We start from the raw sequence: 17749 nt of genomic DNA, 5'->3' as shown, positions 1-17749 counted from the left end.
CGGCTCTTTCTATTGCATCGATGCGTCGATCAACGCTTCATCGCCGCATACCGGTCGCGCAGATCGCGCACGCGATCATGATTCTGCAGTACGCCCTGGTATTGCCGCTCGACGATCGCACGCACATCGGCCGGCAAATCCTTTTCGAGCGCATCGTGATAGCGCTTCTTCGCGACGTCCTCGCCCTTTTCGCACTCGGCGAGAATCGCATGGTCGCTGCGATCCGAAACCGCCGATCTGACGTCGACCCAGCCGCGATGCAGGGCACCGGTCATGCTGCCGCCGGTTTCCGGCTTGCCGCCGAGGGTCTGAACGACATCCTGCAACTCACGCGCGCCGCGCGAGCACTCGTCTGCTGTCGAGCGAAACAGCATCTTCAGCTCTTCGTCGTGCGCATCCTCGGCTGCCTTCATAAAGCCCTTTTCGCCATCCTTCGACGTTTCGACCAGGTCATTCAATACGGAAACAACGTTGGTAGCCATTCAATACCTCCAAGGGTTTCGTTCATCGCGGAATCCGCCGCGCGGAGCTTTTTATGCGCGTCGCGATGAATCGGTTCGACGCGCGGCGGGCTGCATTGAATGGCACGCATCACGCGTGCCCGGCATGCACGCTTGGCGCCGCGTCTCGATCTACGCTGGAGCGGCACCGCGGTTGCTAATCCAATCGATTCGGCAATCTATAACGACAGGGGGAATCGCGATGAAAAAATCCGGCAGCATCAAATTCCTGGCGGCGGTCGCAATCGTCACTTCGGCTACCGTGATGCAGATCCGCGCGCACATTGCGTCGCCGGACGCGGCGGCGCCTGAGCCAAAGGCAACGATATCGACGTGCGGCCGCTCGCATGACGGCATCACGCCGGCCTCATGCTGGCCGACGAATAGCGAAAGGCAGCTCGAACGATTTCAGCCGCCGCACGACACGCGGCAACCATGGGTGTAGCGCGACGTCGAAATCGCGCGGTAAACCGAAAACGGCCCGATCATCGTCATCGGGCCGTTTTCCGTTGGCATACCGCATCGCTTACATCACTCGCGCTTCTCCGCGAATTCCTTGATCGGTTCGGGCGTCTTCAGCGGATCGAAATCGGCCCAGTGTCCCTGCTGCCAGCGGCCGGTCGCCTTCTCGATCGACACGCCGCCCGCTTCACGCAGCACGCGTGCGGCATCGAGCTGATTGTCGGGCGACACGTGCACGGCGACGAGCACGCCCGATTTGCGGGCCTCCTCGTGATACGGCACGCGATAGTCCGATTTGCCATGCTCCTTGGTGCGCAACATCGCGCCGATCAGCGAGCCGACATACGCACCGACGCCCGCCGCGATCGGCGACACCAGCAGCGGTGCAGAAAACGCCGCGAAAATCGCGACGCCGATCACCGCGCCGATGACCGCACCGATCGTCACGCCCATGCCTCCGCCTTTAGGCGCCTCTCGCGCCCCGGGGTCGGTATCCGTGTCGCCTCCGATCGGGAAACGTGCGTGCTGGCCGCGCGGATTGACGAAAAACAGCGTGACGTCCTCTTCGACGAAACCCGCCTCGAAAAGCTTTTGCGCCGCGCCTTCCGCTGCCGGAAACGTCGTGAAGCGTGCTGCGACGATGAGTGACATTACGCCTCCTTTATCGTTGATTAGCGTTCGCGGACCATACCGTCGCCGGGGGTGGCGCGCGTGACGAGCAGCGCGCCCAGTCGGTGCGACACGCGGCAGCCCTACGACGCCGCGCTGCCGCGATCCGGTTCCATGCCTTCCACTCTGAACAGTCCGCTATGCAACACCACGCTTTCTCCGTTGTTCTGGTCGAGCGCTTCCGCGCACACCGAGCGGATGCGCTGTCGGCCTTTGTCGAAAGCGGCCATGACCGCCGGTTCGAGCGCGGATTCAGCGCCGAAATGATCTTCCAGCGCCTCGGCGGTGATCGCGCAGACCACCGGCTCGCCATCTACACGCGCGAGAAAGCGCACTGTCAGATTGGCGCCGTCGAAGACCGGGTCGTCGTCGGGGAAAGTGATCTGCATCAGAGAGTCCTCATAAGCAGGCCGTGGCAGGATCGCGTTCATGACGCGCCCTTCAATTTGCCGGCCAGTTGCTGCGCCATCTCGAGGTGATGCTTGATGGTCGGCAGCGCTTGCGTGGCCGCGGCCTTCAGTTGCGCGTCGGTGCCGCTTTCGCTTTGCTGCTGGAACAGGTCCACCGCACGCTGATGCGCTTCCACGCCGACCTGCTCGACGTAGGCCGCATCGAACTCGGAGCCCTTCAACGTCTGCAGTTTGCCGACCAGCGCGGAATCCGCGGATGGGGTCGGCTTGAAGCCCTTCTTCGAGACCAGCGCGGCCATTGTGTGCGACAGCTTCGTGTGGTCGGTCATCATCTGTTGCGCGAACTTCCTGACCTGCGGATCGTTCGAGTTCTTCAGCGCGATCTTGCTGGCGGCGATTTCGGTGGCGTCCGACTTCGACGCTTCGAGCACGAACTGCTGATCCGCGGGCGACAGCGTCGTTTTACCGGCCGGCGCAGCACTCGCGGGCGCATCGCTCGCCTGCGCGCTGGCCGTGTCGATCGTTGCCGCGCTCGCGCCCAACGCGGCTAGCGCGGCACTCAGCACTTGTAGGGAATACCGGAATTTCATGCACTTTCTCCCTGTCGAATCGGCGATGCGCAGTGTCGAATCGGCAATGCGCTGGCGTCGAAGCCAGCGCGCCGCCTTCGATCAAGCCGCCTTGCGCTTCGTCAGTTGCCCGATCAGCGTCCTGTTGAATGCGGGCAAGTCGGCGGGTTTGCGGCTCGAAATCAGATTGCCGTCCTCGACCACTTCCTGATCGACCCACGTGCCGCCCGCGTTACGAATATCGTCCTGCAGGCTAGGCCAGCTCGTCACCGTGCGCCCCTTGATGATGCCCGCCGATACCGGCAGCCACGTGCCGTGGCAGATCACCGCGATCGGCTTCTTCGCGCTGTCGACCGCTTTGACGAAGGCCTGCGCCTGCGGCACCAGTCGCAACGCGTCGCCGTTCACGACGCCGCCCGGCAACACCAGCGCGTCGTAGTCCTCGGGGCGGGCTTTGTCGAACGTCGCATCGACATCGACGGTGTCGCCCTTGTCGACGTGCCTGAAGCCCTGGATCTTGCCCGGCTTCTCCGAAATCACGTGGACCGTCGCGCCCGCCTCGGTGAGCGCGCGTTTCGGCTCCACGAGTTCCGCCTGTTCGAAACCGTCTACGGCGAGTACCGCTACCTTGTAGCCATTCAGTGCATCAGTCATGCGTCTTCTCCTTGCTGTGGCGCCGCGGTCATGCGCTTGCTCGTTATGCATGTGCATAGCGCGGCGCCTTTACTAAAGCGTTGTCACGCAAAACACGTGCCCGGCTGCGCCGACTGGCGCAAGCCGTGTAGTGTGCGAAACGCAAGCTGGTCAGGCGTCGGTTCCCTCTTCACCTGATCCCTCCGCGCCCGGAGGCACCCGTGGATCGACGATGTGGTCGGTGTCGATATCGCGATCCGCTTCCAACGTCGAATCGCCGTCGGCCGACGCACGCTCGCCGGTACCTGCTCGATCGGTATCGCTGGCGAGTTCCGCGTCGCCGGTTTCGAGCGCGTGATTGTCGAGCTCCGTATCGACGTCGAAATCGTGACGCTTCGCACCCGCGACGTCGCTGCCGCTGTCGGACGAGTCGCTGGGACCCAGCGCGCCCGTCGTGTCGGAGGTTGGCTTGACAGTCCGCTGCGGTTCTTCATCGGGATTGAGTGTGCTGCTCATGAAAGCCCCCTTTCAGTTGATTACGCCAACCATTTCGCAAGGACCGTTCCGCTCGAGCGCCCCGGTGCTGTGTCAATGGCATCCCCCTTGCTTCAGCCGCTTGAAACTTCTACTTGCGACCATGGCTACCGCGACTCATTCAACGACAGCATCACGCAACCCGGCGACCTCGAACGGCAACACCGCACCGCAGCCGATGCCACCGGGCCTGCGCCACGCCGACGACACCAAGCCCGGCTACACCCGCAAGCGGGAGCGGAACGCCTTTATCTATTTCGACGTGAACGGCAAGCGCATCGTCGATGAGGACGAGATCCAACGCATCAACTCGCTCGCGATTCCCCCCGCCTACGAAAACGTGTGGATCTGCCCCGATCCGCGAGGTCATCTGCAGGCGACCGGCCGCGACGCGCGTGGCCGTAAGCAGTACCGCTACCATCCGCGCTGGCGCGAAACGCGCGACGCCGACAAGTACGAACGGATGGCCGAGTTCGGCCGGGCATTGCCGAAAATCCGTGCGCGTGTCGCGCGTGACCTGAAGCTGACCGGCATGCCGCTCGACAAGGTCGTCGCGGCCATCGTGCACCTGCTCGACACAACGCTGATTCGCGTCGGCAGCGCCGAATACGCGCGCGAAAATCATTCATTCGGATTGACGACGTTGCGCAAGAGGCACGTGAAGATAAAGGCTGGTCAATTGCGCTTCCAGTTTCGCGGTAAGAGCGGCATCGAGCACGACGTGACTGTGGACAATCCAACCGTCAAGCGCATCGTGCGGCGTTGCGCGGAGCTGCCCGGCCACGACCTGTTCCAGTATCTCGACGAAGACGGCACGCGCCACAGCGTCGGCTCGAGCGATATCAACGACTACCTGCGCCGCGTGAGCGGCGCGGACTTCACCGCGAAGGACTACCGCACCTGGGCCGGCAGCGTATACGCGCTGGCGGCATTGCGCCGATTGATGTGCAGCAGCGCAGCCGAAGCGCGCGGCCATATCGTCGCGACCGTCAAAGAGGTGGCGACGCTGCTGCGCAATACGCCCGCTGTCTGCCGGCGCTGTTATATCCACCCGGCGATCATCAGCGCGTTCGAGGCCGACGAGTTGCGCAGCCTCGCGTCAGGGCAAGCGCGCCGCGGACTCAAGGTGGATGAAGTGGCCTTCGCGGTGCTGCTCGCGCAGGCGGAAAAGCGCGCGGCGAAACTCGCGCGCGCAACCGGTGCCAAAGGACGCAAGGCCCGGGAGTCGTCGGCCGACGACAGCATCAACGGTTCGCTGACGAGTCTGCTGAAAAAATCGCGCGTGGCGCGCAAGAAAACCCCCGACGCGAAACGCGAAAGCGGCGCGGCCCCTTTGCACACCGGGCGGGAACTGCAATCTGAATCGAAACCGGCGGCCCAGTGACGGGCTCGGCGATGAATCGGCGAAGGCTCAAGCCTCTTCCTCGAATGCCGCCATCACGAGCCAGACATCGCGCTCGCCGTCGCGTATTTCGGCCGCCAGCGCATACTCATCGCCTGGCGAACAAACCCGCGCGAGCGTGTTATGCGCGACTTCACCGTTCTCGAACACACGCTCCGACAACGGCCGCACTTCCTGCTTGCCTTCGAACATCGGCTGTTGCCGACGATACACGAGCGTCTCGGATTTCCAGTTGCTGAAGCACTCGCGAACGTGCGCGAAGTCCCCGCCGCAGATGTTCGCCTGATAATGAATCTTCCTGATCACGATATTCTCCCCCCGATGCGAAGCGGCATCGTCCGGCGTCACAACGACCGCAACGGTTCATTGCCGCTTCCGCATCGATCCAGCGTTACTGTCCCTTTGTATCGCTGCTGGCATCGGCGCCGGGCATGTTCGTCGTGTCGTTCATCGGCTTCTTTGCGTTCGACTTCTTGTGATGGTGTTTCATCGACGAAGTCGAGCCCCCGGTGCTGCCCATTGCATTCGATGCGGGCTCGTTGCCCGCCGTCGGCGCAGCGGTCGCCGCGCCATGCGCATTGCCGCCGCCGGCGCCGCCATTGCCGTTGCCGCCGCCCGTCTGCGCGAACGCGGCGCCCGACGCCAGGGCGCCCGACGCGGCCACACATGCCGCTACCAGCCATGCCTTCGGATACTTGCTCATCTGGCTTCTCTCCATGAAGTAAAAAGGACGGTTGTGATCCTTCAGTTCCTGCCGCCATCACTGAAAGTCGAGCAAGGCCTATGCCGCGCGATGCATGCGTCGTATGCGCTCATCGCGCTTCGCTGGGCAGCGCTTGCGTCGGCATGGACGCAATAATTGCAAACGGGCTCGCATCCTTTACGCGCGCGGCGCCTCGTCGGGAGATGCGGCGCCGGGTGGTATCGAGCAAATTGCGGAGCAACGGCGGAGTAACTGCGCCGCACGGCTCGATGGAACGGCCGTTGCTAAATGCCTCGGTACATTCACCCCATCAAAGGAGCCCATCATGGTGATGCAGACCCAGACGCAAGGCGCGAACATCGTCGGTAAAGGCGCCGCGACCGCGGAAGGCCCAGGCCCGGACGTAATGGCCGCGGCCACGCTTGACGGCAACAAGGTCATCAGCAGCGACGGCGAGCACATCGGCAAGATCAAGGACATCATGCTCGACGTGCGTTCAGGCCGCATCGCGTATGCGGTGCTGTCGAGCGGCGGTTTTCTCGGCATCGGCGACAAGCTGCTGGCTATTCCGTGGAGCGCGCTGACGCTCGATACTCAGGAGAAATGCTTCGTGTTGAACATGGTGGCCGAGCGCGTGAAAAACGCACCGGGATTCGATAAGGATCACTGGCCATCGATGGCGGATCAGACGTGGGCCACCACCGTGCATCAGTACTACGGCAGCGAACCGTACTGGGGTGGCGACGTCTATACGAACCGCAACGACGTGGGTGTCGGCGACATTCCCCCGGGTTCGTCGGATGCACCCGAGTCCGGTGGCGTGAAGCTCTGATCGCCGAACCGACCACTTCCGATGCGTGGCCAGTGCGGCGTTCCGCTTCAGGAGAGAACACAATGGCGACCCGAAAGAGCAGCAGCAGATCGAAACGCCCTGTGTCGCGTGGCAAGTCGGGACGGCCGCCGCGCCAGCGCCATGCGCAGGCGCAGGCCGCGCATCGCGCCAAAACCGCGAAGTCGAGCGGCGCATCCGGCGCAAAGAAATGGTCGCATCACGTGATGGAAACGAGCGACGCGATGGACATCGAGAAGGATATTTTCAAAACCGGCAGCGCGGAGTCCATCGCGCGATCGTTGAAGCACTCGTCGACGGCGAGCCGTCGACGCAAGGGCACGCCGTTTCAATCGGCGATGTCGATGCTCAATTTCTACATTAATCGAGCGGGTCGAAACCTGCCGAAGGAGCGGCGCGATACGTTGCAACAAGCCAAGCGCAAGCTGCGCGAAGCGTTTGGACGCGAGCCGCGCTGAACTGCCGGGATCGCGGCGGCATTACGCGGCCAGACGCTTCAGTCGGTGCCCGGCTGAATGCCGAAGGCACTCTGCACGGCCTCGAATCGCGAATTGACGTTCAGTTTCTCGAACACATTCTTCATATGCCATTTGACCGTCTCGGGCGCCAGATTCAGCGATCGCCCGATTTCCTTGTTGGACAGCCCGCGAGCGACGTAGCCCAGTATTTCGAGTTCGCGCGCGCTCAGTGTGCCCGGCGTGACCTTGTTGCCGGCATAGCCCGGCGAAGATGATGGCGTGTCATCCGCTTCGTCGAAAGCCGACAGCACCGTGCCGATATACGTCGCGTGCCCGCTCGCGATTTCCGATGGCGTGCGGCGAAACCGGTCCAGCAATGCACGCATCGGCGCTCCCTCGTCCACGAAGCTATTGATCATGCCCATCGCGCCGCCGATCCGCAGCGCGTTTCCCAGCGCCGCGAACGCCTGGTCCGAAGCACCGTTCTGCTCGTGCGCGAGAGCAAGCAGCAACGAAACCACGGCCTCGGCATAGCGCCAGCCCAGTGCAACCAGATTGTCGAGTAAGCGCGAAAGAAAACCGACGGCGTCCGCGGCGGCGTTTTCGGCAAGCAGAACACGGGCTTGCAGCACACAGTAGCTTGACCACGTTTCCATCGCCGAGCCCCGTCGCCCTTCGCATATCATCGGTACGCTCGCGCTCAGTTCGTCGGCGACCTGTCGCGCCTCGATCACCCTACCGTCGGCAAGCAGCTGCCGAACGGATTCCGCATCGCACGCGAGCTTCAGACGCAACCATCGACGGGTAATCGCGAGCTGTCGACCGTCCTCGAGTACGGCCAGCGCCGGCCCCTTTTTGCCATCGCGCCACAGCAGGCGCGACGAGGTGAGCATATAGCGCATCAACGCGGCGAGCGGCGAGCTCTCCAGCGCGATGGTCATGCGACCGTCGATCAACTTCCGCGCCTTGGACAGCTCGTTGCACTCGTAGTAAATCGACGCAAGGCAACCGGAAACCGCGGCCGCGGCCGCCGACCACTCCCCCAGCTTGTCTTCGGAGTAGCGCATTGCGATCTCCATCACGCGCCTCGCATCGGGAAGATCGCCGTGTATCAGCGCGGCGACGCCGTACACCGCGTCGCGCAGCATATCCGCGCTGTTCGGCTTCCGGCTGAGCCCAACCTGATCGACCCGCGCTCTCCACACGCGCGAGATATAGGCGAACTGCCCTCTATACATCAAGCCGAAAATCTCCGCGCTTTGCCCGTATTGGCGAACCCAAGGTTCCGCAGGCGCCGTCGATGCCTCGACGGCACGCCCGAGTTCCAGCGCATGCTCGCTGTCATCGTTCACACAAGCGATCACCGCGCGGATCGCGTTGATCTCCGCCCACGCGATCTCGTCGGCTACCGTCCGATCATCACGGGCCATACGCTCGAACTCGTCGGCAATCTCGCTGATCTCCTTCGACGCGCGCGCGGTTTCGAGCGACATCGCGAGTGCCCACGCTTTCGCCAGACGCAAGCGCAGTCGACCCACGATCACGTCCGGCGGAAGTTTGCGAATCCAGCCCGGCAGCATGAACGGGTCGCCGCGTTGAAGCATCTCCATCGCACAGTTTTCGGCCCACTGCGCCGCCTGCCCGATGTCGCCCGCGGCCAGCGCATGTCGCACGGCTTCGGGCCACAGGCGCGCCCGTGCGAACCAGAGGCTGGCCCGGCGATGCAGTAACGGAACCTGTCGTGGCGTCTGACGCATCAGACGGCGGCGCAGCGCATCGCTCAGCAGCGCGTGATAGCGATACCAGCTTTGCGTTTCATCGAGCGGCCGGATGAACACGTTATGACGCTCGAGCCAGTCGAGCTTCTCTCCGCTGTCGCCTTCTCCCCCCATGACGTCGTCGCAGAGCGTCGCGGTAAGCCGTTCGAGAATCGACGTGTACAGCAGAAACGTCAGCATATGCGGCGGCAAATGCGCAAACACCGTATCGTTCAGATAGCGATCGATGCCGAACCGGGAACCGGCGAGATGACTGGCGAGCGCGGCCACGTCATCGACCCGGTTCAGTCCGAGCGAAGCCAGTTGTAAGCCGGCAACCCATCCCTCGGTCGCGCTGTTCAACAGTTCGACGCTGTTGCGGTTGAGCAGCGCATTACCGGTGTGCTGGAAAAACGCTTGAGCATCGTCGAGCGAAAAGCGCAGATCGTCGACGGTCACACGTGAAAGTTTGTCGGGCGAGCGCAGCGCGCTCAGCGACAACGCTGGTTCGCCGCGCGCGCCGAGCAGCACGTGCAGGTTGTCGGGCGCGTAGCGCAGCAGGCGCGACACGATCGCGAGAACGGGTTTCGCGCTGAGGCGGTCGACGTCGTCGAGCACGAGGAAAACCCCGCGGCCGTATGCAGCGATGCCATTGAGCAGCACTGAAATGAGCGTTCTGACCGGCGTGTGTGCATCGTTATCGAGGAGTTGCTGCGCCTGCCACGCGATCTCCTTCGACGCCCGACAAAGCGTCGCCACCAGATAGGCGCCGAGTTGCTGCGCATCGTCGTCTTCTGCATCGAGACTGAGCCACGCAACGGGACGCTTCTTTCTCGCTTGCGCTTCGCTCCACGCGGCAAGCAAAGTCGTTTTGCCGAAACCCGCGGGCGCGGTCACGACCGTAATGTGACGCGGACGTCGTTCATCGAGTCGCCGGAGCAAGGCCGGCCGTTGCACGCAACCCGCGGGAAGACGCGGCGGCATCATCTTGGTCTGGATCAGCGACACGATCCATTCACGCTCGAAACTATCAGCGGGTGTATTCATGAGTGGTCCTCTCACCGGCTATCCGTGAGAGGCATGGAGGGGTCGTTGTGAATTTGTCTTGAAGATACGCCGAACCGTGTGACGACTCAATGCAGAACCGCGCAACGAGCCGCGAGGACCGGTATCCGCTTCGGGTCGCACAGGGTCCGGTCGAATCGCTAGCGCAGATTGCTTTGCGCGCGCTGCGCGGGCGTGTCGATCTCCGCGACGGGATCGTCCGGTTCGCAGACCTCCGGGGCCTGCGCAACCGCACTGCCGGCATCGACCTGGTCGAGCCGGTAACCGTGCGTATAGACGGTCGTCAATCGCACGCCGTTGTCCGGCCGCAGCGCCAGCTTGCGTCGAAGCCGGTAGATGTGCGTGTCGATCGTGCGCGAGGTACTGTCCAGTTCGCGGCCCCACGCAAGCTTTGCCAGAAGCCGTTTGGAAACAACCCGTCCGACGTTCGCGAAGAAATAGGCGGCCACGTCGAATTCCTTTTCCGTCAACAGAATCGATTCGCCGTGCAGAAAAACGCTGCGCTGCGTGACGTCGAAGATATATGGCCCAACCGCGATGGCGCTTTCCACTTTTATGCTGCGCCGTGTGCGACGCAATAGTGCGCCGACCCTTGCCCCCAGCTCTTTGGCCCGGAACGGCTTGACGACGTAGTCATCCGCGCCGGCGTCCAGCGCCTGCACGATGTCGACTTCCAGAAGCCGGCTGGTCACGAACAGCACCGCGGGTTCGCGGCCCAGATGACGGCGTATCCAGTACAGCACCTCGAAGCCGCTCATGCCCGGTAATTCCCAGTCGAGCACAACCAGATCGACCTCGTTGGTCTGCAGAAAACTGATTGCGTCCTTGCCCCGTTCGACCTTGCTGATTCGATGTCCGGACTGTCCGATTTCCCTTTCGACCGAATCAGCTTGTACGGGATCGTCTTCCACCAACAGGATATTCATCTATCACCTATTTTCCTTCTCGCTGCCGACTGGAAGACCGGCCCCCCACAAACGCGGCGAAAGACATTTGTATCGGGAATTCCACTCACACGAGCAACCAGTTCAAACAGGACGAAAAAGCCAACCTACAAATCGCATACGGCACCGGGTAAGCTTGAGCGGCCAGTTGAGCCGGTCCCGTAGGCCTTGTGAATTTCGAGAAGAACGATAGAGCCAGTCGCTTTTCAAATCCCCCCCTTCGCGGAGGGGGGATGGCGTTTTCGAAGGGGGGGTCATCTAGCGTGGTCGGCCCCCCGACTATGTTCGAACGGTCCGTGTCACCACTGATATCCGACACCGGCGCCCACCACACTGCCCGAAGCGCTCGTACTGACGCCGCCCTTGACCTTCAGGTTGTCGGTCACGCGCGCAGGGAAGCCGATCGCAACCGGGCTGTGTAGCCCTTGTAGTTGCCCGAGCCGATTCCGACCGCGAGGGTCCTGCTGGGGTCGACGTCAGGGATCATCGTCAACGCGGTCGCGCCGGCGATGCCGGCGAGAATGTGGTGTAAGCGTCGCGATCGACGACTTCGGCGCGGGGTGCTGGTCTCTCAGCATTCTTCACCATCCCGGCATCGACACGTTGAAGCTGGACCGCAGGTTCATGCGCGATGTTCGGGACGATGCGAATTCGAGAGTCGTGGTCGAATCGCTGATCGAGCTTGGAAGACGACTTGGGAAGCGGGTCGTCGTAGAGGGTGTCGAAACGGCCGTCGATCGCAGCCGAACAGATAGACAAGCTGGTTGCGCGGCGTGGCCTCGTTCTTTGACCAGATGCGCATTCCAGCCCTCAGGTTTTGACGGCGAAACGATCGCGGCCGAGGCCCGCGGCGGCACGCCACAAATGCACCGCCGCCATCACCGGCCCGGCCGGGACCATCCTTACACTCCGCTCCCGCCCACGGTCCGCTGACTCTTCCACTGTCCCTGCTGCACCTCGAACAGCGTATAAGGCGGCTTGATCAGATCTCCATGCGGATCGAACGCGATTTTCCCCGTCACCCCCGTTATGTTCACTTTCGGGAAAGCCGCGACGATCTTCGCGCGATCGAGCGAGTCCGCGTTCTGAATCGCCTGAATCATCGCCAGCGCGGCGTCGTAGGCGAACGGCGCATACAGCTCGACGTCCTGATTGAAACGCGCCTTGTAGCGCTTGCCGAACTCCTGCGCGGACGGCAGCTTGTCGAGCGCAGGACCGGGCTCGAGATCGCGCGTGCCCTCGCCCGCGTTGCCCGCAATCTGCAGGAACGCGTTGCTCTTCAGCGCCCCCGCGCCAAACAGTTGCGCGGGCATGCCGAGCGAGCGCATCTGCTTGACCAGCATCGCGCCCTGCTCGTCGAGTCCGCCGAAAAAGATCAGGTCGACGTTTTTCTGCTTCAACGAAGTCAGGATCGCGCGCAGATCGACCGCCTTGTCGTTCGTGAATTCGCGATCGACGACATTGCCGTTCGCCTGCTTCGCGCCCTTCTCGAAGGCATCGGCGAGACCCTGGCCGAACGCGGTGCGATCGTCGATGATGCCGATGCGCTTCGCCTTCAACTGCTGCACCGCGAACTCGCCTGCAATCACACCGCCCACGCCGTCGTGACCCATCGTGCGGAATACGTTCGCGAAACCCTGTGCCGTGAGCGCCGGATTCGTCGAGCCCGGCGTGATCATCGCGACGTTCGCCGTGTGATAGACGGCCGAGGCCGGAATGCTGCAGCCCGAGTTGTAATGGCCGATCACGCCGACCGCGCCGTCGTCGACGAGCTTCTGCGCGACCTGGATCGCGATGCGCGGATCGGCCTGATCGTCCTGCACGTCGAGCACATATTTGACGGGTTTGCCGCCGATCATCGGATGCTTCGCGTTCGCTTCATCCACCGCGAGCTGCGCGCCGTTCTGCAGATCCTTGCCGACCCGCGCGACCGGTCCGGTCAGCGGTCCGACGAAGCCGATCTTGACGATTTGCGGCTCGGCGCCGTACGACGGCGCATGCGCGCACAACATCCCAAGGGCGAGTGCGACAACCAGGTTTCTGCGTTTCATGATGTCCGTCCTCTTCCGTGCAGCAGTTGCGGTGATTAAAAACGACGCGGGCTATAAGGCGCGAGATCGACCGGCGGCACGCGTCCCGCCACCAGATCGGCGACGACGCTGCCCGTCACGCCGCCCAGCGTGACGCCCAGATGCTGATGACCGAATGCGTAGACGACGCGCGGCGACGCGCTCGACGCTCCGACGACCGGCAGACCGTCGGGCAGGCTCGGCCGGAAACCGAGCCAGTCGCTATCAGGCTGCGTCAATTGCGGCAGCGCGAGCCGCGCGGAGCGCGTGATCAGATCGAGCAGCGCGGCATTGCGCTGCGGTCCATAGCCGCCCAGTTCGACGGTGCCCGCCGCGCGGATGCCGCCGTCCATCGGCACCATGTAGAAGCCGCGCTCGGCCCAGCCGCACGGCCGTGAAATCAGCGACGAAGTGCCGGGGAAGCGCACGTGATAGCCGCGCTCGGTATCGAGCGGTACGCGGTCGCCGCATTGGCGCGCAAAGCGGCCGGAAAATGCGCCGGCACAGACGACCGCTTGCGCGGCATCGTATGCGCGACCCGCTTCGTCGACGATGCGCACGCTGGCGGTGCCCGGCACCAGCGCGCGAACCGCGACGCGCTCATGCCTGAGACCGCGAGCGAGCAACGCCGCGTGCAGCGCCTGCAGAAAGCCGCGCGGGTCGCCGAGGAACCAGCTGCCGTTGAACAACGTGCCGTGCGCAAAGATCGGCGCGAGATTCGGTTCGAGTGCGGCGATGCCGGCGCGGTCGAAGTTTTCGAAGCGCACGCCGAGCGAGCGGCGCAACGCGAGCGACGGCTGGGCCGCGTCGAACGACGCCGCATTCGAATACAGGTACAGGCATTCGCGCGGCCGCACGAAGCGCGACAGGTCGTCGCTTTCGAGCATCTCGCGGTAACCGTCGAACGCGCGCGACAGCAGGCTTGCGAGCGCTTGAGCGCTGTGCTCGTAGCGCCGCGGCATCGACGCCCATAGAAAGCGCGCGAGCCAGGGCGCGAGTTGCGGCAGATAGCGCCAGCGAATCCGCAGCGGACTCGTCGGCGAAAACAGGAAACGCGGCAGATTGCGGAACACCGCCGGGTTGTTCACCGGAATGCAGCCATAGTTGGCGAACGTGCCCGCATTGCCATATGACGTGGCCTCGCCCGGACCCAGTGCGTCGAACAGCGTGACGTGGTGACCGTCGCGCATCAGCCAGTAGGCGCTCGACACGCCGATGAAGCCCGCGCCCAGCACGGCGACTTCGCTCATCGCGCTCGCCGGCCGGCCGCACTGGCCGCCCGACCCGAACTTGCGCCGGATGCACCGACCGGCAGGAGCGTGCTCTGCTGCTCTGTCACGACCGTCCCTCCTGTACTACAGTTGCGCGTTGTCTTTGGACACAGCGCCACACAAATCATGATTTAATACTCACACAAAGTTTTTTTGTGTGCAATTAATCTGGCTTTGTGTGGACTTAGGTACTTTCCCCGAGCGAAACGGGCTGGCATCGTGCAGTTCGAGGTACTTCCGGTTGCCGATCCGACTCCGAAGGGGTTTAGTATTGGCTTGTCCCGCACGCACGGACGAGTTTTTGTATGGAGATTCACGCTGGATGAAAAGCGCAATTGACCACACAAACGGTGAGGACGTTCTCCAGACAAAGGGCCGTCAGCCGACTTATCTCGAAGTGTCGCGCAGCCTCGAGGAAAAAGTCCGCAGCGGCCTCTACCCGCCGGGCAGCCGTCTGCCGCCGCAGCGCGAACTCGCGTTGGAGCTGGGCCTGAATGTCTCCACCGTGTCGCGCGCGTACAAGGAGTTGCAGGCGCGAGGGCTGATCGTCGCGAGCAAGCGGCGCGGCTCGATCGTCACCGGCGGCGCCATGCCTGCCGTGCATGCCCGCGGTGACAACACATCGGCAAGCGGCCACGCCGACGCGAACGCCGTGCTCGACCTGACCGTGAACCGGCCTGCCACCGGTGAATTCCTCACCCAGCTCGCGCGGACGATGGCGCAGATCGCGCACGATCCCCGCTATCCGCAGACTCAGGAATATCAGCCGCCGCAGGGCCCCGAATGGGCGCGGGCCGCGGGCGCGCAATGGCTCGCCGCGCCCGGCTTCACGCCCGGCGCCGACAGCGTGGTCGTGACGAGCGGCGCGCAGCATGGCCTGTATGCGGTGCTGAGCAGCCTGATGGGACATGAAGGCGTGATCCTGTCGGATCAGCTGACCTACTACGGCCTGAAAGCCCTGGCGCCGGTGTTTCAGTTCGAACTCGTCGGCATTCCGAGCGACGACGAAGGGCTGCTGCCCGACCGTCTCGAAGACGCGTGCCGGCATCGGCGCGTGAAGGCGATCTTCACGGTGCCGAATCTGCAGAACCCGACCGTCGTGACGATGAGCCTCGCGCGCCGCGCGGCGCTCGCCGACATCGCGCGCCGGCATCACATCGTGATCATTGAAGATGACGTGTACGGCCCGCTGCTGCAAGCGCGCCTGCCGACGATTGCGAGCCTGTGCCCCGAGTTGACCTTCCACATCACGTCGACGTCGAAGATCCTCGCACCGGGCCTGCGCATAGGCTATCTGCACACGCCGCCGCATGGCGCGGCGCTGGCCGCGGAAGCGGTGCGCACGACCGCGTGGATGCCCGCGCCGCTGTCGACGCTGATCGCCACGCGCTGGATCGAGGACGGCACCGCGCAGACGATCCTCGACGCGCAACGCGCCGAGTTGCGCGCGCGCCAGGAGATCGCGCGCGAATTGCTGCCCGCCGAGCATCTGAAGAGCGATCCCGCATGCATGTTCGTGTGGTTGCGCGTGCCGCCGCCGTGGCGCTCGGACGACTTCGCGGCCAATGCGCTCGCGCGCGGCGTCAACACGATGCCGGCCTCCGCGTTCGCGGTGGATCGCTCGACGGTCGAACACGGCGTGCGCATCAATCTCGCTTGCGCCGAGTCGCGCGAGCAATTGACGCGCGGCCTGCAAATTCTCGCGCACACGCTGCGCGACCGGCCGCGCGCGCTGTTCGGCACGATCTAGACTGCGGTGGAGGCGTCGGGCGGAGCCGCTAGAATACGGCACGACCCTGCCCCTGCCGAGCCGCCTTCATCCGATGACTCCGTCCGACGATTCAAGCCCCTCCTCGCGCACGCCGCCGCCGATGCGCTGTTCGCGTTCCTGAAGACGCTGCCGCTCGGCGACCGCTTGATCGAGGGTGGCTTCATGGCCGTGCAGGCGGTGGCGGGCGCGAGTCTGGCGTTCGGCATCGGCCGCGCGCTGCACACCGAGCAGGCGTTCTGGGCCGCGATCACCGCGATCGCGGTGAGCCAGCACAGCTATATCGACACTCGCAAGCTGTCGCGCGACCAGTTCATCGGCGCGATGGTCGGCGGCATCTGCGGGCTGATCGGCACGCTCTTGGGCGGCGGCCATTTTGCCGCGTACGCGGCGACCGTCGCGGCCGCGATCCTGATCTGCTGGGTCGTCAACGTCGGCAGCGCGGCGCGCCTCGGCGGCATCACGGCTACGATCATGCTGCTGGTGCCAGGCATCGGTCCCGCGTGGGACAAGGCCTTTCTGCGGCTTGCCGAAGTGACGCTCGGGACGGTCTGCGCGCTCGTGGTCGCGCGGCTGATGGCGTCGCTCGAAAGACGTGCGTTCAGAAAGGGCGAAACGCCCAAATAGAATCACACGCGCGCGTCGATTCTTTGGTCAGTCGTCCGGAGCATCGTCCGTTTGCGTGCGGCGCCGGTAGCGTCCCGGCGTCACGCCGACGCTTTGCGCGAACGCCTTGCCGAACGCCGCCTCCGACTGATAGCCGACCGCCTCGCCGATGTCCGCGGCGCTGCGTTGCGTGCGCAACAGCAGGTCGCTGGCGATCGCCATGCGGATCTGCGTCAGAAAATCCATCACGGTCACGCCCGCGCGCTCGTTGAAGCGGCGCGCGTAGGTCGCGCGCGACATCGCGGCGCGCTCGCCGAGTTCAGAGATGGTCCACGCGCGTTCGGGCGCGTCGAGCATCGCTTGCACCGATGCGCCGAGCCGTCCGTCCGTCAGCAACGCGAGCATGCCGGCGCTGTTCGCATTGCGCTCGCCGTGCACGCGCAGTGCCATCGCGAACAGCGCGTGGCTCAAGGCCGTCACGATGGTGAGCGCGCCAGGCTGACGCCGCGCCGCTTCACTGCGCATCAAGGTGATCACCGTTTGCAACGCATCGAGCGTTTGCGCGTCCCCGAGCGACACGTGCAGCGGATCGGGCAGCGCATTGAGCAGCAACGCCGACGTACCGGGCGCATAGACGAAGCGGCCGCACAGCAGATCGACGCCGTCATGAATCGCGGTGTGGTTGGGCGTCTGCGCGGATGTGGCGGCTTCCTCACCATCGTTGCGCCGCACCGGCAGCATGCCGTCGTGCCCGAGCGTCAGCGGCAGGCCGCCCGCCGAGCGCATCACGTCGCGCACGCGATGCGCGGCGCCACGCGGAAACATCATGAAATCGCCAGCCTTCAGTTCGAGTTGCGCGCCGGCCGCGGTCTCGATCACGCAACTGCCGTCGAGCACCAGATGAAACGGCGCGACACCCCCCTCCAGCGGTGCGTGATCGATATCGAATGCGCCCGATAGCAGGCAGCGAAGATCGAGGCTCGCTTGCGGGCGGGCAAGGTCGATCAGGCGACTGAGCGTGTCCATGAGACGAGCGCGCTAAAAGTTGAGTGGAATGAGTATTCAGGATATCGCGGCGC

Annotated in this window: 19 protein-coding genes and 2 pseudogenes; 7 read left to right on the top strand and 14 right to left on the bottom strand. The window is 64.0% G+C overall.

What is annotated here, in order from left to right:
- Positions 1 to 29: 29 nt before the first annotated feature.
- Entirely contained in the window at positions 30 to 482 is a 453-nt protein-coding gene (locus AB3X89_RS13685; RefSeq protein WP_176106061.1) for a PA2169 family four-helix-bundle protein, read from the bottom strand.
- Between the two features lie 99 nt (positions 483 to 581).
- Between AB3X89_RS13685 and AB3X89_RS13680 the strand changes: the two genes are divergently transcribed.
- Positions 582 to 812, top strand: coding sequence for a hypothetical protein (locus AB3X89_RS13680; RefSeq protein ID WP_368583754.1), 231 nt, complete (start codon positions 582 to 584; stop codon positions 810 to 812).
- A gap of 219 nt (positions 813 to 1031) precedes the next feature.
- On the opposite strand, the gene AB3X89_RS13675 is transcribed toward AB3X89_RS13680, so the two are convergent.
- The 5 genes from AB3X89_RS13675 to AB3X89_RS13655 form a co-directional block, all read right to left on the bottom strand.
- Positions 1032 to 1613 carry a hypothetical protein gene (locus tag AB3X89_RS13675; protein WP_176367096.1) on the bottom strand — a complete coding sequence of 194 codons (582 nt, stop codon included), beginning with the start codon at positions 1611 to 1613 and terminating at the stop codon, positions 1032 to 1034.
- 101 nt (positions 1614 to 1714) lie between these two features.
- Positions 1715 to 2062: a DUF1488 domain-containing protein gene (locus AB3X89_RS13670; RefSeq protein ID WP_368583753.1), complete on the bottom strand. Its 348-nt coding sequence runs from the start codon at positions 2060 to 2062 to the stop codon at positions 1715 to 1717.
- On the bottom strand, positions 2059 to 2631 hold the full coding sequence (locus tag AB3X89_RS13665) for a DUF4142 domain-containing protein (RefSeq protein WP_368583752.1): 573 nt from the start codon (positions 2629 to 2631) through the stop codon (positions 2059 to 2061). The genes AB3X89_RS13670 and AB3X89_RS13665 overlap by 4 nt, the downstream gene beginning before the upstream one ends.
- Positions 2632 to 2712: 81 nt before the next feature.
- Positions 2713 to 3264 carry a type 1 glutamine amidotransferase domain-containing protein gene (locus tag AB3X89_RS13660; RefSeq protein ID WP_368583751.1) on the bottom strand — a complete coding sequence of 184 codons (552 nt, stop codon included), beginning with the start codon at positions 3262 to 3264 and terminating at the stop codon, positions 2713 to 2715.
- A 150-nt stretch (positions 3265 to 3414) separates the two neighbouring features.
- Positions 3415 to 3759, bottom strand: a complete 345-nt coding sequence (locus AB3X89_RS13655) for a chemotaxis protein (RefSeq protein WP_368583750.1) — start codon at positions 3757 to 3759, stop codon at positions 3415 to 3417.
- A 121-nt stretch (positions 3760 to 3880) separates the two neighbouring features.
- Between AB3X89_RS13655 and AB3X89_RS13650 the strand changes: the two genes are divergently transcribed.
- Positions 3881 to 5161, top strand: a complete 1281-nt coding sequence (locus AB3X89_RS13650; protein WP_368583749.1) for a DNA topoisomerase IB — start codon at positions 3881 to 3883, stop codon at positions 5159 to 5161.
- A 27-nt stretch (positions 5162 to 5188) separates the two neighbouring features.
- Here the strand turns inward: AB3X89_RS13650 and AB3X89_RS13645 are convergent, their stop codons facing one another.
- A complete protein-coding gene (locus tag AB3X89_RS13645; RefSeq protein ID WP_368583748.1) occupies positions 5189 to 5485 on the bottom strand; it encodes a hypothetical protein in 297 nt (98 codons plus the stop codon).
- Between the two features lie 85 nt (positions 5486 to 5570).
- The gene (locus AB3X89_RS13640; RefSeq protein WP_368583747.1) at positions 5571 to 5882 is read right to left on the bottom strand and encodes a hypothetical protein; all 312 of its coding nucleotides are present in this window, start codon (positions 5880 to 5882) and stop codon (positions 5571 to 5573) included.
- 325 nt (positions 5883 to 6207) lie between these two features.
- Between AB3X89_RS13640 and AB3X89_RS13635 the strand changes: the two genes are divergently transcribed.
- A complete protein-coding gene (locus AB3X89_RS13635) occupies positions 6208 to 6714 on the top strand; it encodes a PRC-barrel domain-containing protein (RefSeq protein ID WP_018438199.1) in 507 nt (168 codons plus the stop codon).
- Between the two features lie 62 nt (positions 6715 to 6776).
- Positions 6777 to 7190 carry a DUF3175 domain-containing protein gene (locus AB3X89_RS13630; RefSeq protein WP_368583746.1) on the top strand — a complete coding sequence of 138 codons (414 nt, stop codon included), beginning with the start codon at positions 6777 to 6779 and terminating at the stop codon, positions 7188 to 7190.
- A 38-nt stretch (positions 7191 to 7228) separates the two neighbouring features.
- Here the strand turns inward: AB3X89_RS13630 and AB3X89_RS13625 are convergent, their stop codons facing one another.
- The 3 genes and pseudogenes from AB3X89_RS13625 to AB3X89_RS13615 all read right to left on the bottom strand — a co-directional run.
- Complete coding sequence (locus tag AB3X89_RS13625; protein WP_368583745.1) at positions 7229 to 9994, bottom strand: LuxR C-terminal-related transcriptional regulator; 2766 nt, start codon at positions 9992 to 9994, stop codon at positions 7229 to 7231.
- Between the two features lie 158 nt (positions 9995 to 10152).
- Positions 10153 to 10938 (bottom strand): response regulator transcription factor, encoded by a 786-nt coding sequence (locus tag AB3X89_RS13620; RefSeq protein ID WP_368583744.1) that lies wholly within the window; start codon positions 10936 to 10938, stop codon positions 10153 to 10155.
- 317 nt (positions 10939 to 11255) lie between these two features.
- Positions 11256 to 11514, bottom strand: a pseudogene (locus tag AB3X89_RS13615) (YadA C-terminal domain-containing protein); the annotation flags it as partial.
- Here AB3X89_RS13615 and AB3X89_RS13610 point away from each other — a divergent pair.
- Complete coding sequence (locus AB3X89_RS13610) at positions 11497 to 11889, top strand: EAL domain-containing protein (RefSeq protein ID WP_368583818.1); 393 nt, start codon at positions 11497 to 11499, stop codon at positions 11887 to 11889. The pseudogene AB3X89_RS13615 and the gene AB3X89_RS13610 overlap by 18 nt on opposite strands.
- Here AB3X89_RS13610 and AB3X89_RS13605 read toward each other — a convergent pair.
- Both AB3X89_RS13605 and AB3X89_RS13600 read right to left on the bottom strand, forming a co-directional pair.
- Complete coding sequence (locus AB3X89_RS13605) at positions 11859 to 13007, bottom strand: branched-chain amino acid ABC transporter substrate-binding protein (protein WP_368583743.1); 1149 nt, start codon at positions 13005 to 13007, stop codon at positions 11859 to 11861. The two genes, AB3X89_RS13610 and AB3X89_RS13605, sit on opposite strands and share 31 nt — an antisense overlap.
- A gap of 35 nt (positions 13008 to 13042) precedes the next feature.
- The gene (locus AB3X89_RS13600; protein WP_368583742.1) at positions 13043 to 14275 is read right to left on the bottom strand and encodes an NAD(P)/FAD-dependent oxidoreductase; all 1233 of its coding nucleotides are present in this window, start codon (positions 14273 to 14275) and stop codon (positions 13043 to 13045) included.
- 343 nt (positions 14276 to 14618) lie between these two features.
- Here AB3X89_RS13600 and AB3X89_RS13595 point away from each other — a divergent pair, with 343 nt between their 5' ends.
- Positions 14619 to 16046, top strand: coding sequence for a PLP-dependent aminotransferase family protein (locus tag AB3X89_RS13595; protein WP_368583741.1), 1428 nt, complete (start codon positions 14619 to 14621; stop codon positions 16044 to 16046).
- A 73-nt stretch (positions 16047 to 16119) separates the two neighbouring features.
- Positions 16120 to 16691 (top strand): annotated as a pseudogene (locus tag AB3X89_RS13590) (aromatic acid exporter family protein).
- 27 nt (positions 16692 to 16718) lie between these two features.
- Here AB3X89_RS13590 and AB3X89_RS13585 read toward each other — a convergent pair.
- Positions 16719 to 17696 (bottom strand): cupin domain-containing protein, encoded by a 978-nt coding sequence (locus AB3X89_RS13585; protein ID WP_368583740.1) that lies wholly within the window; start codon positions 17694 to 17696, stop codon positions 16719 to 16721.
- Positions 17697 to 17749: the final 53 nt, after the last annotated feature.

Source organism: Paraburkholderia sp. BR14320, assembly GCF_040948665.1.
GTDB lineage: Bacteria > Pseudomonadota > Gammaproteobacteria > Burkholderiales > Burkholderiaceae > Paraburkholderia > Paraburkholderia youngii.
The sequence above is the reverse complement of the archived record's forward strand: the minus strand, read 5'-3'. Positions and strand labels throughout refer to the sequence as shown.

Coding starts and splice junctions, on each gene's coding strand:
- AB3X89_RS13685 (WP_176106061.1), bottom strand. CDS start 482: ATGGCTACCAACGTTGTTTCCGTATTGAATGACCTGGTCGAAACGTCG.
- AB3X89_RS13680 (WP_368583754.1), top strand. CDS start 582: ATGGCACGCATCACGCGTGCCCGGCATGCACGCTTGGCGCCGCGTCTC.
- AB3X89_RS13675 (WP_176367096.1), bottom strand. CDS start 1,613: ATGTCACTCATCGTCGCAGCACGCTTCACGACGTTTCCGGCAGCGGAA.
- AB3X89_RS13670 (WP_368583753.1), bottom strand. CDS start 2,062: ATGAACGCGATCCTGCCACGGCCTGCTTATGAGGACTCTCTGATGCAG.
- AB3X89_RS13665 (WP_368583752.1), bottom strand. CDS start 2,631: ATGAAATTCCGGTATTCCCTACAAGTGCTGAGTGCCGCGCTAGCCGCG.
- AB3X89_RS13660 (WP_368583751.1), bottom strand. CDS start 3,264: ATGACTGATGCACTGAATGGCTACAAGGTAGCGGTACTCGCCGTAGAC.
- AB3X89_RS13655 (WP_368583750.1), bottom strand. CDS start 3,759: ATGAGCAGCACACTCAATCCCGATGAAGAACCGCAGCGGACTGTCAAG.
- AB3X89_RS13650 (WP_368583749.1), top strand. CDS start 3,881: ATGGCTACCGCGACTCATTCAACGACAGCATCACGCAACCCGGCGACC.
- AB3X89_RS13640 (WP_368583747.1), bottom strand. CDS start 5,882: ATGAGCAAGTATCCGAAGGCATGGCTGGTAGCGGCATGTGTGGCCGCG.
- AB3X89_RS13635 (WP_018438199.1), top strand. CDS start 6,208: ATGGTGATGCAGACCCAGACGCAAGGCGCGAACATCGTCGGTAAAGGC.
- AB3X89_RS13630 (WP_368583746.1), top strand. CDS start 6,777: ATGGCGACCCGAAAGAGCAGCAGCAGATCGAAACGCCCTGTGTCGCGT.
- AB3X89_RS13625 (WP_368583745.1), bottom strand. CDS start 9,994: ATGAATACACCCGCTGATAGTTTCGAGCGTGAATGGATCGTGTCGCTG.
- AB3X89_RS13620 (WP_368583744.1), bottom strand. CDS start 10,938: ATGAATATCCTGTTGGTGGAAGACGATCCCGTACAAGCTGATTCGGTC.
- AB3X89_RS13605 (WP_368583743.1), bottom strand. CDS start 13,007: ATGAAACGCAGAAACCTGGTTGTCGCACTCGCCCTTGGGATGTTGTGC.
- AB3X89_RS13600 (WP_368583742.1), bottom strand. CDS start 14,275: ATGAGCGAAGTCGCCGTGCTGGGCGCGGGCTTCATCGGCGTGTCGAGC.
- AB3X89_RS13595 (WP_368583741.1), top strand. CDS start 14,619: ATGAAAAGCGCAATTGACCACACAAACGGTGAGGACGTTCTCCAGACA.
- AB3X89_RS13585 (WP_368583740.1), bottom strand. CDS start 17,696: ATGGACACGCTCAGTCGCCTGATCGACCTTGCCCGCCCGCAAGCGAGC.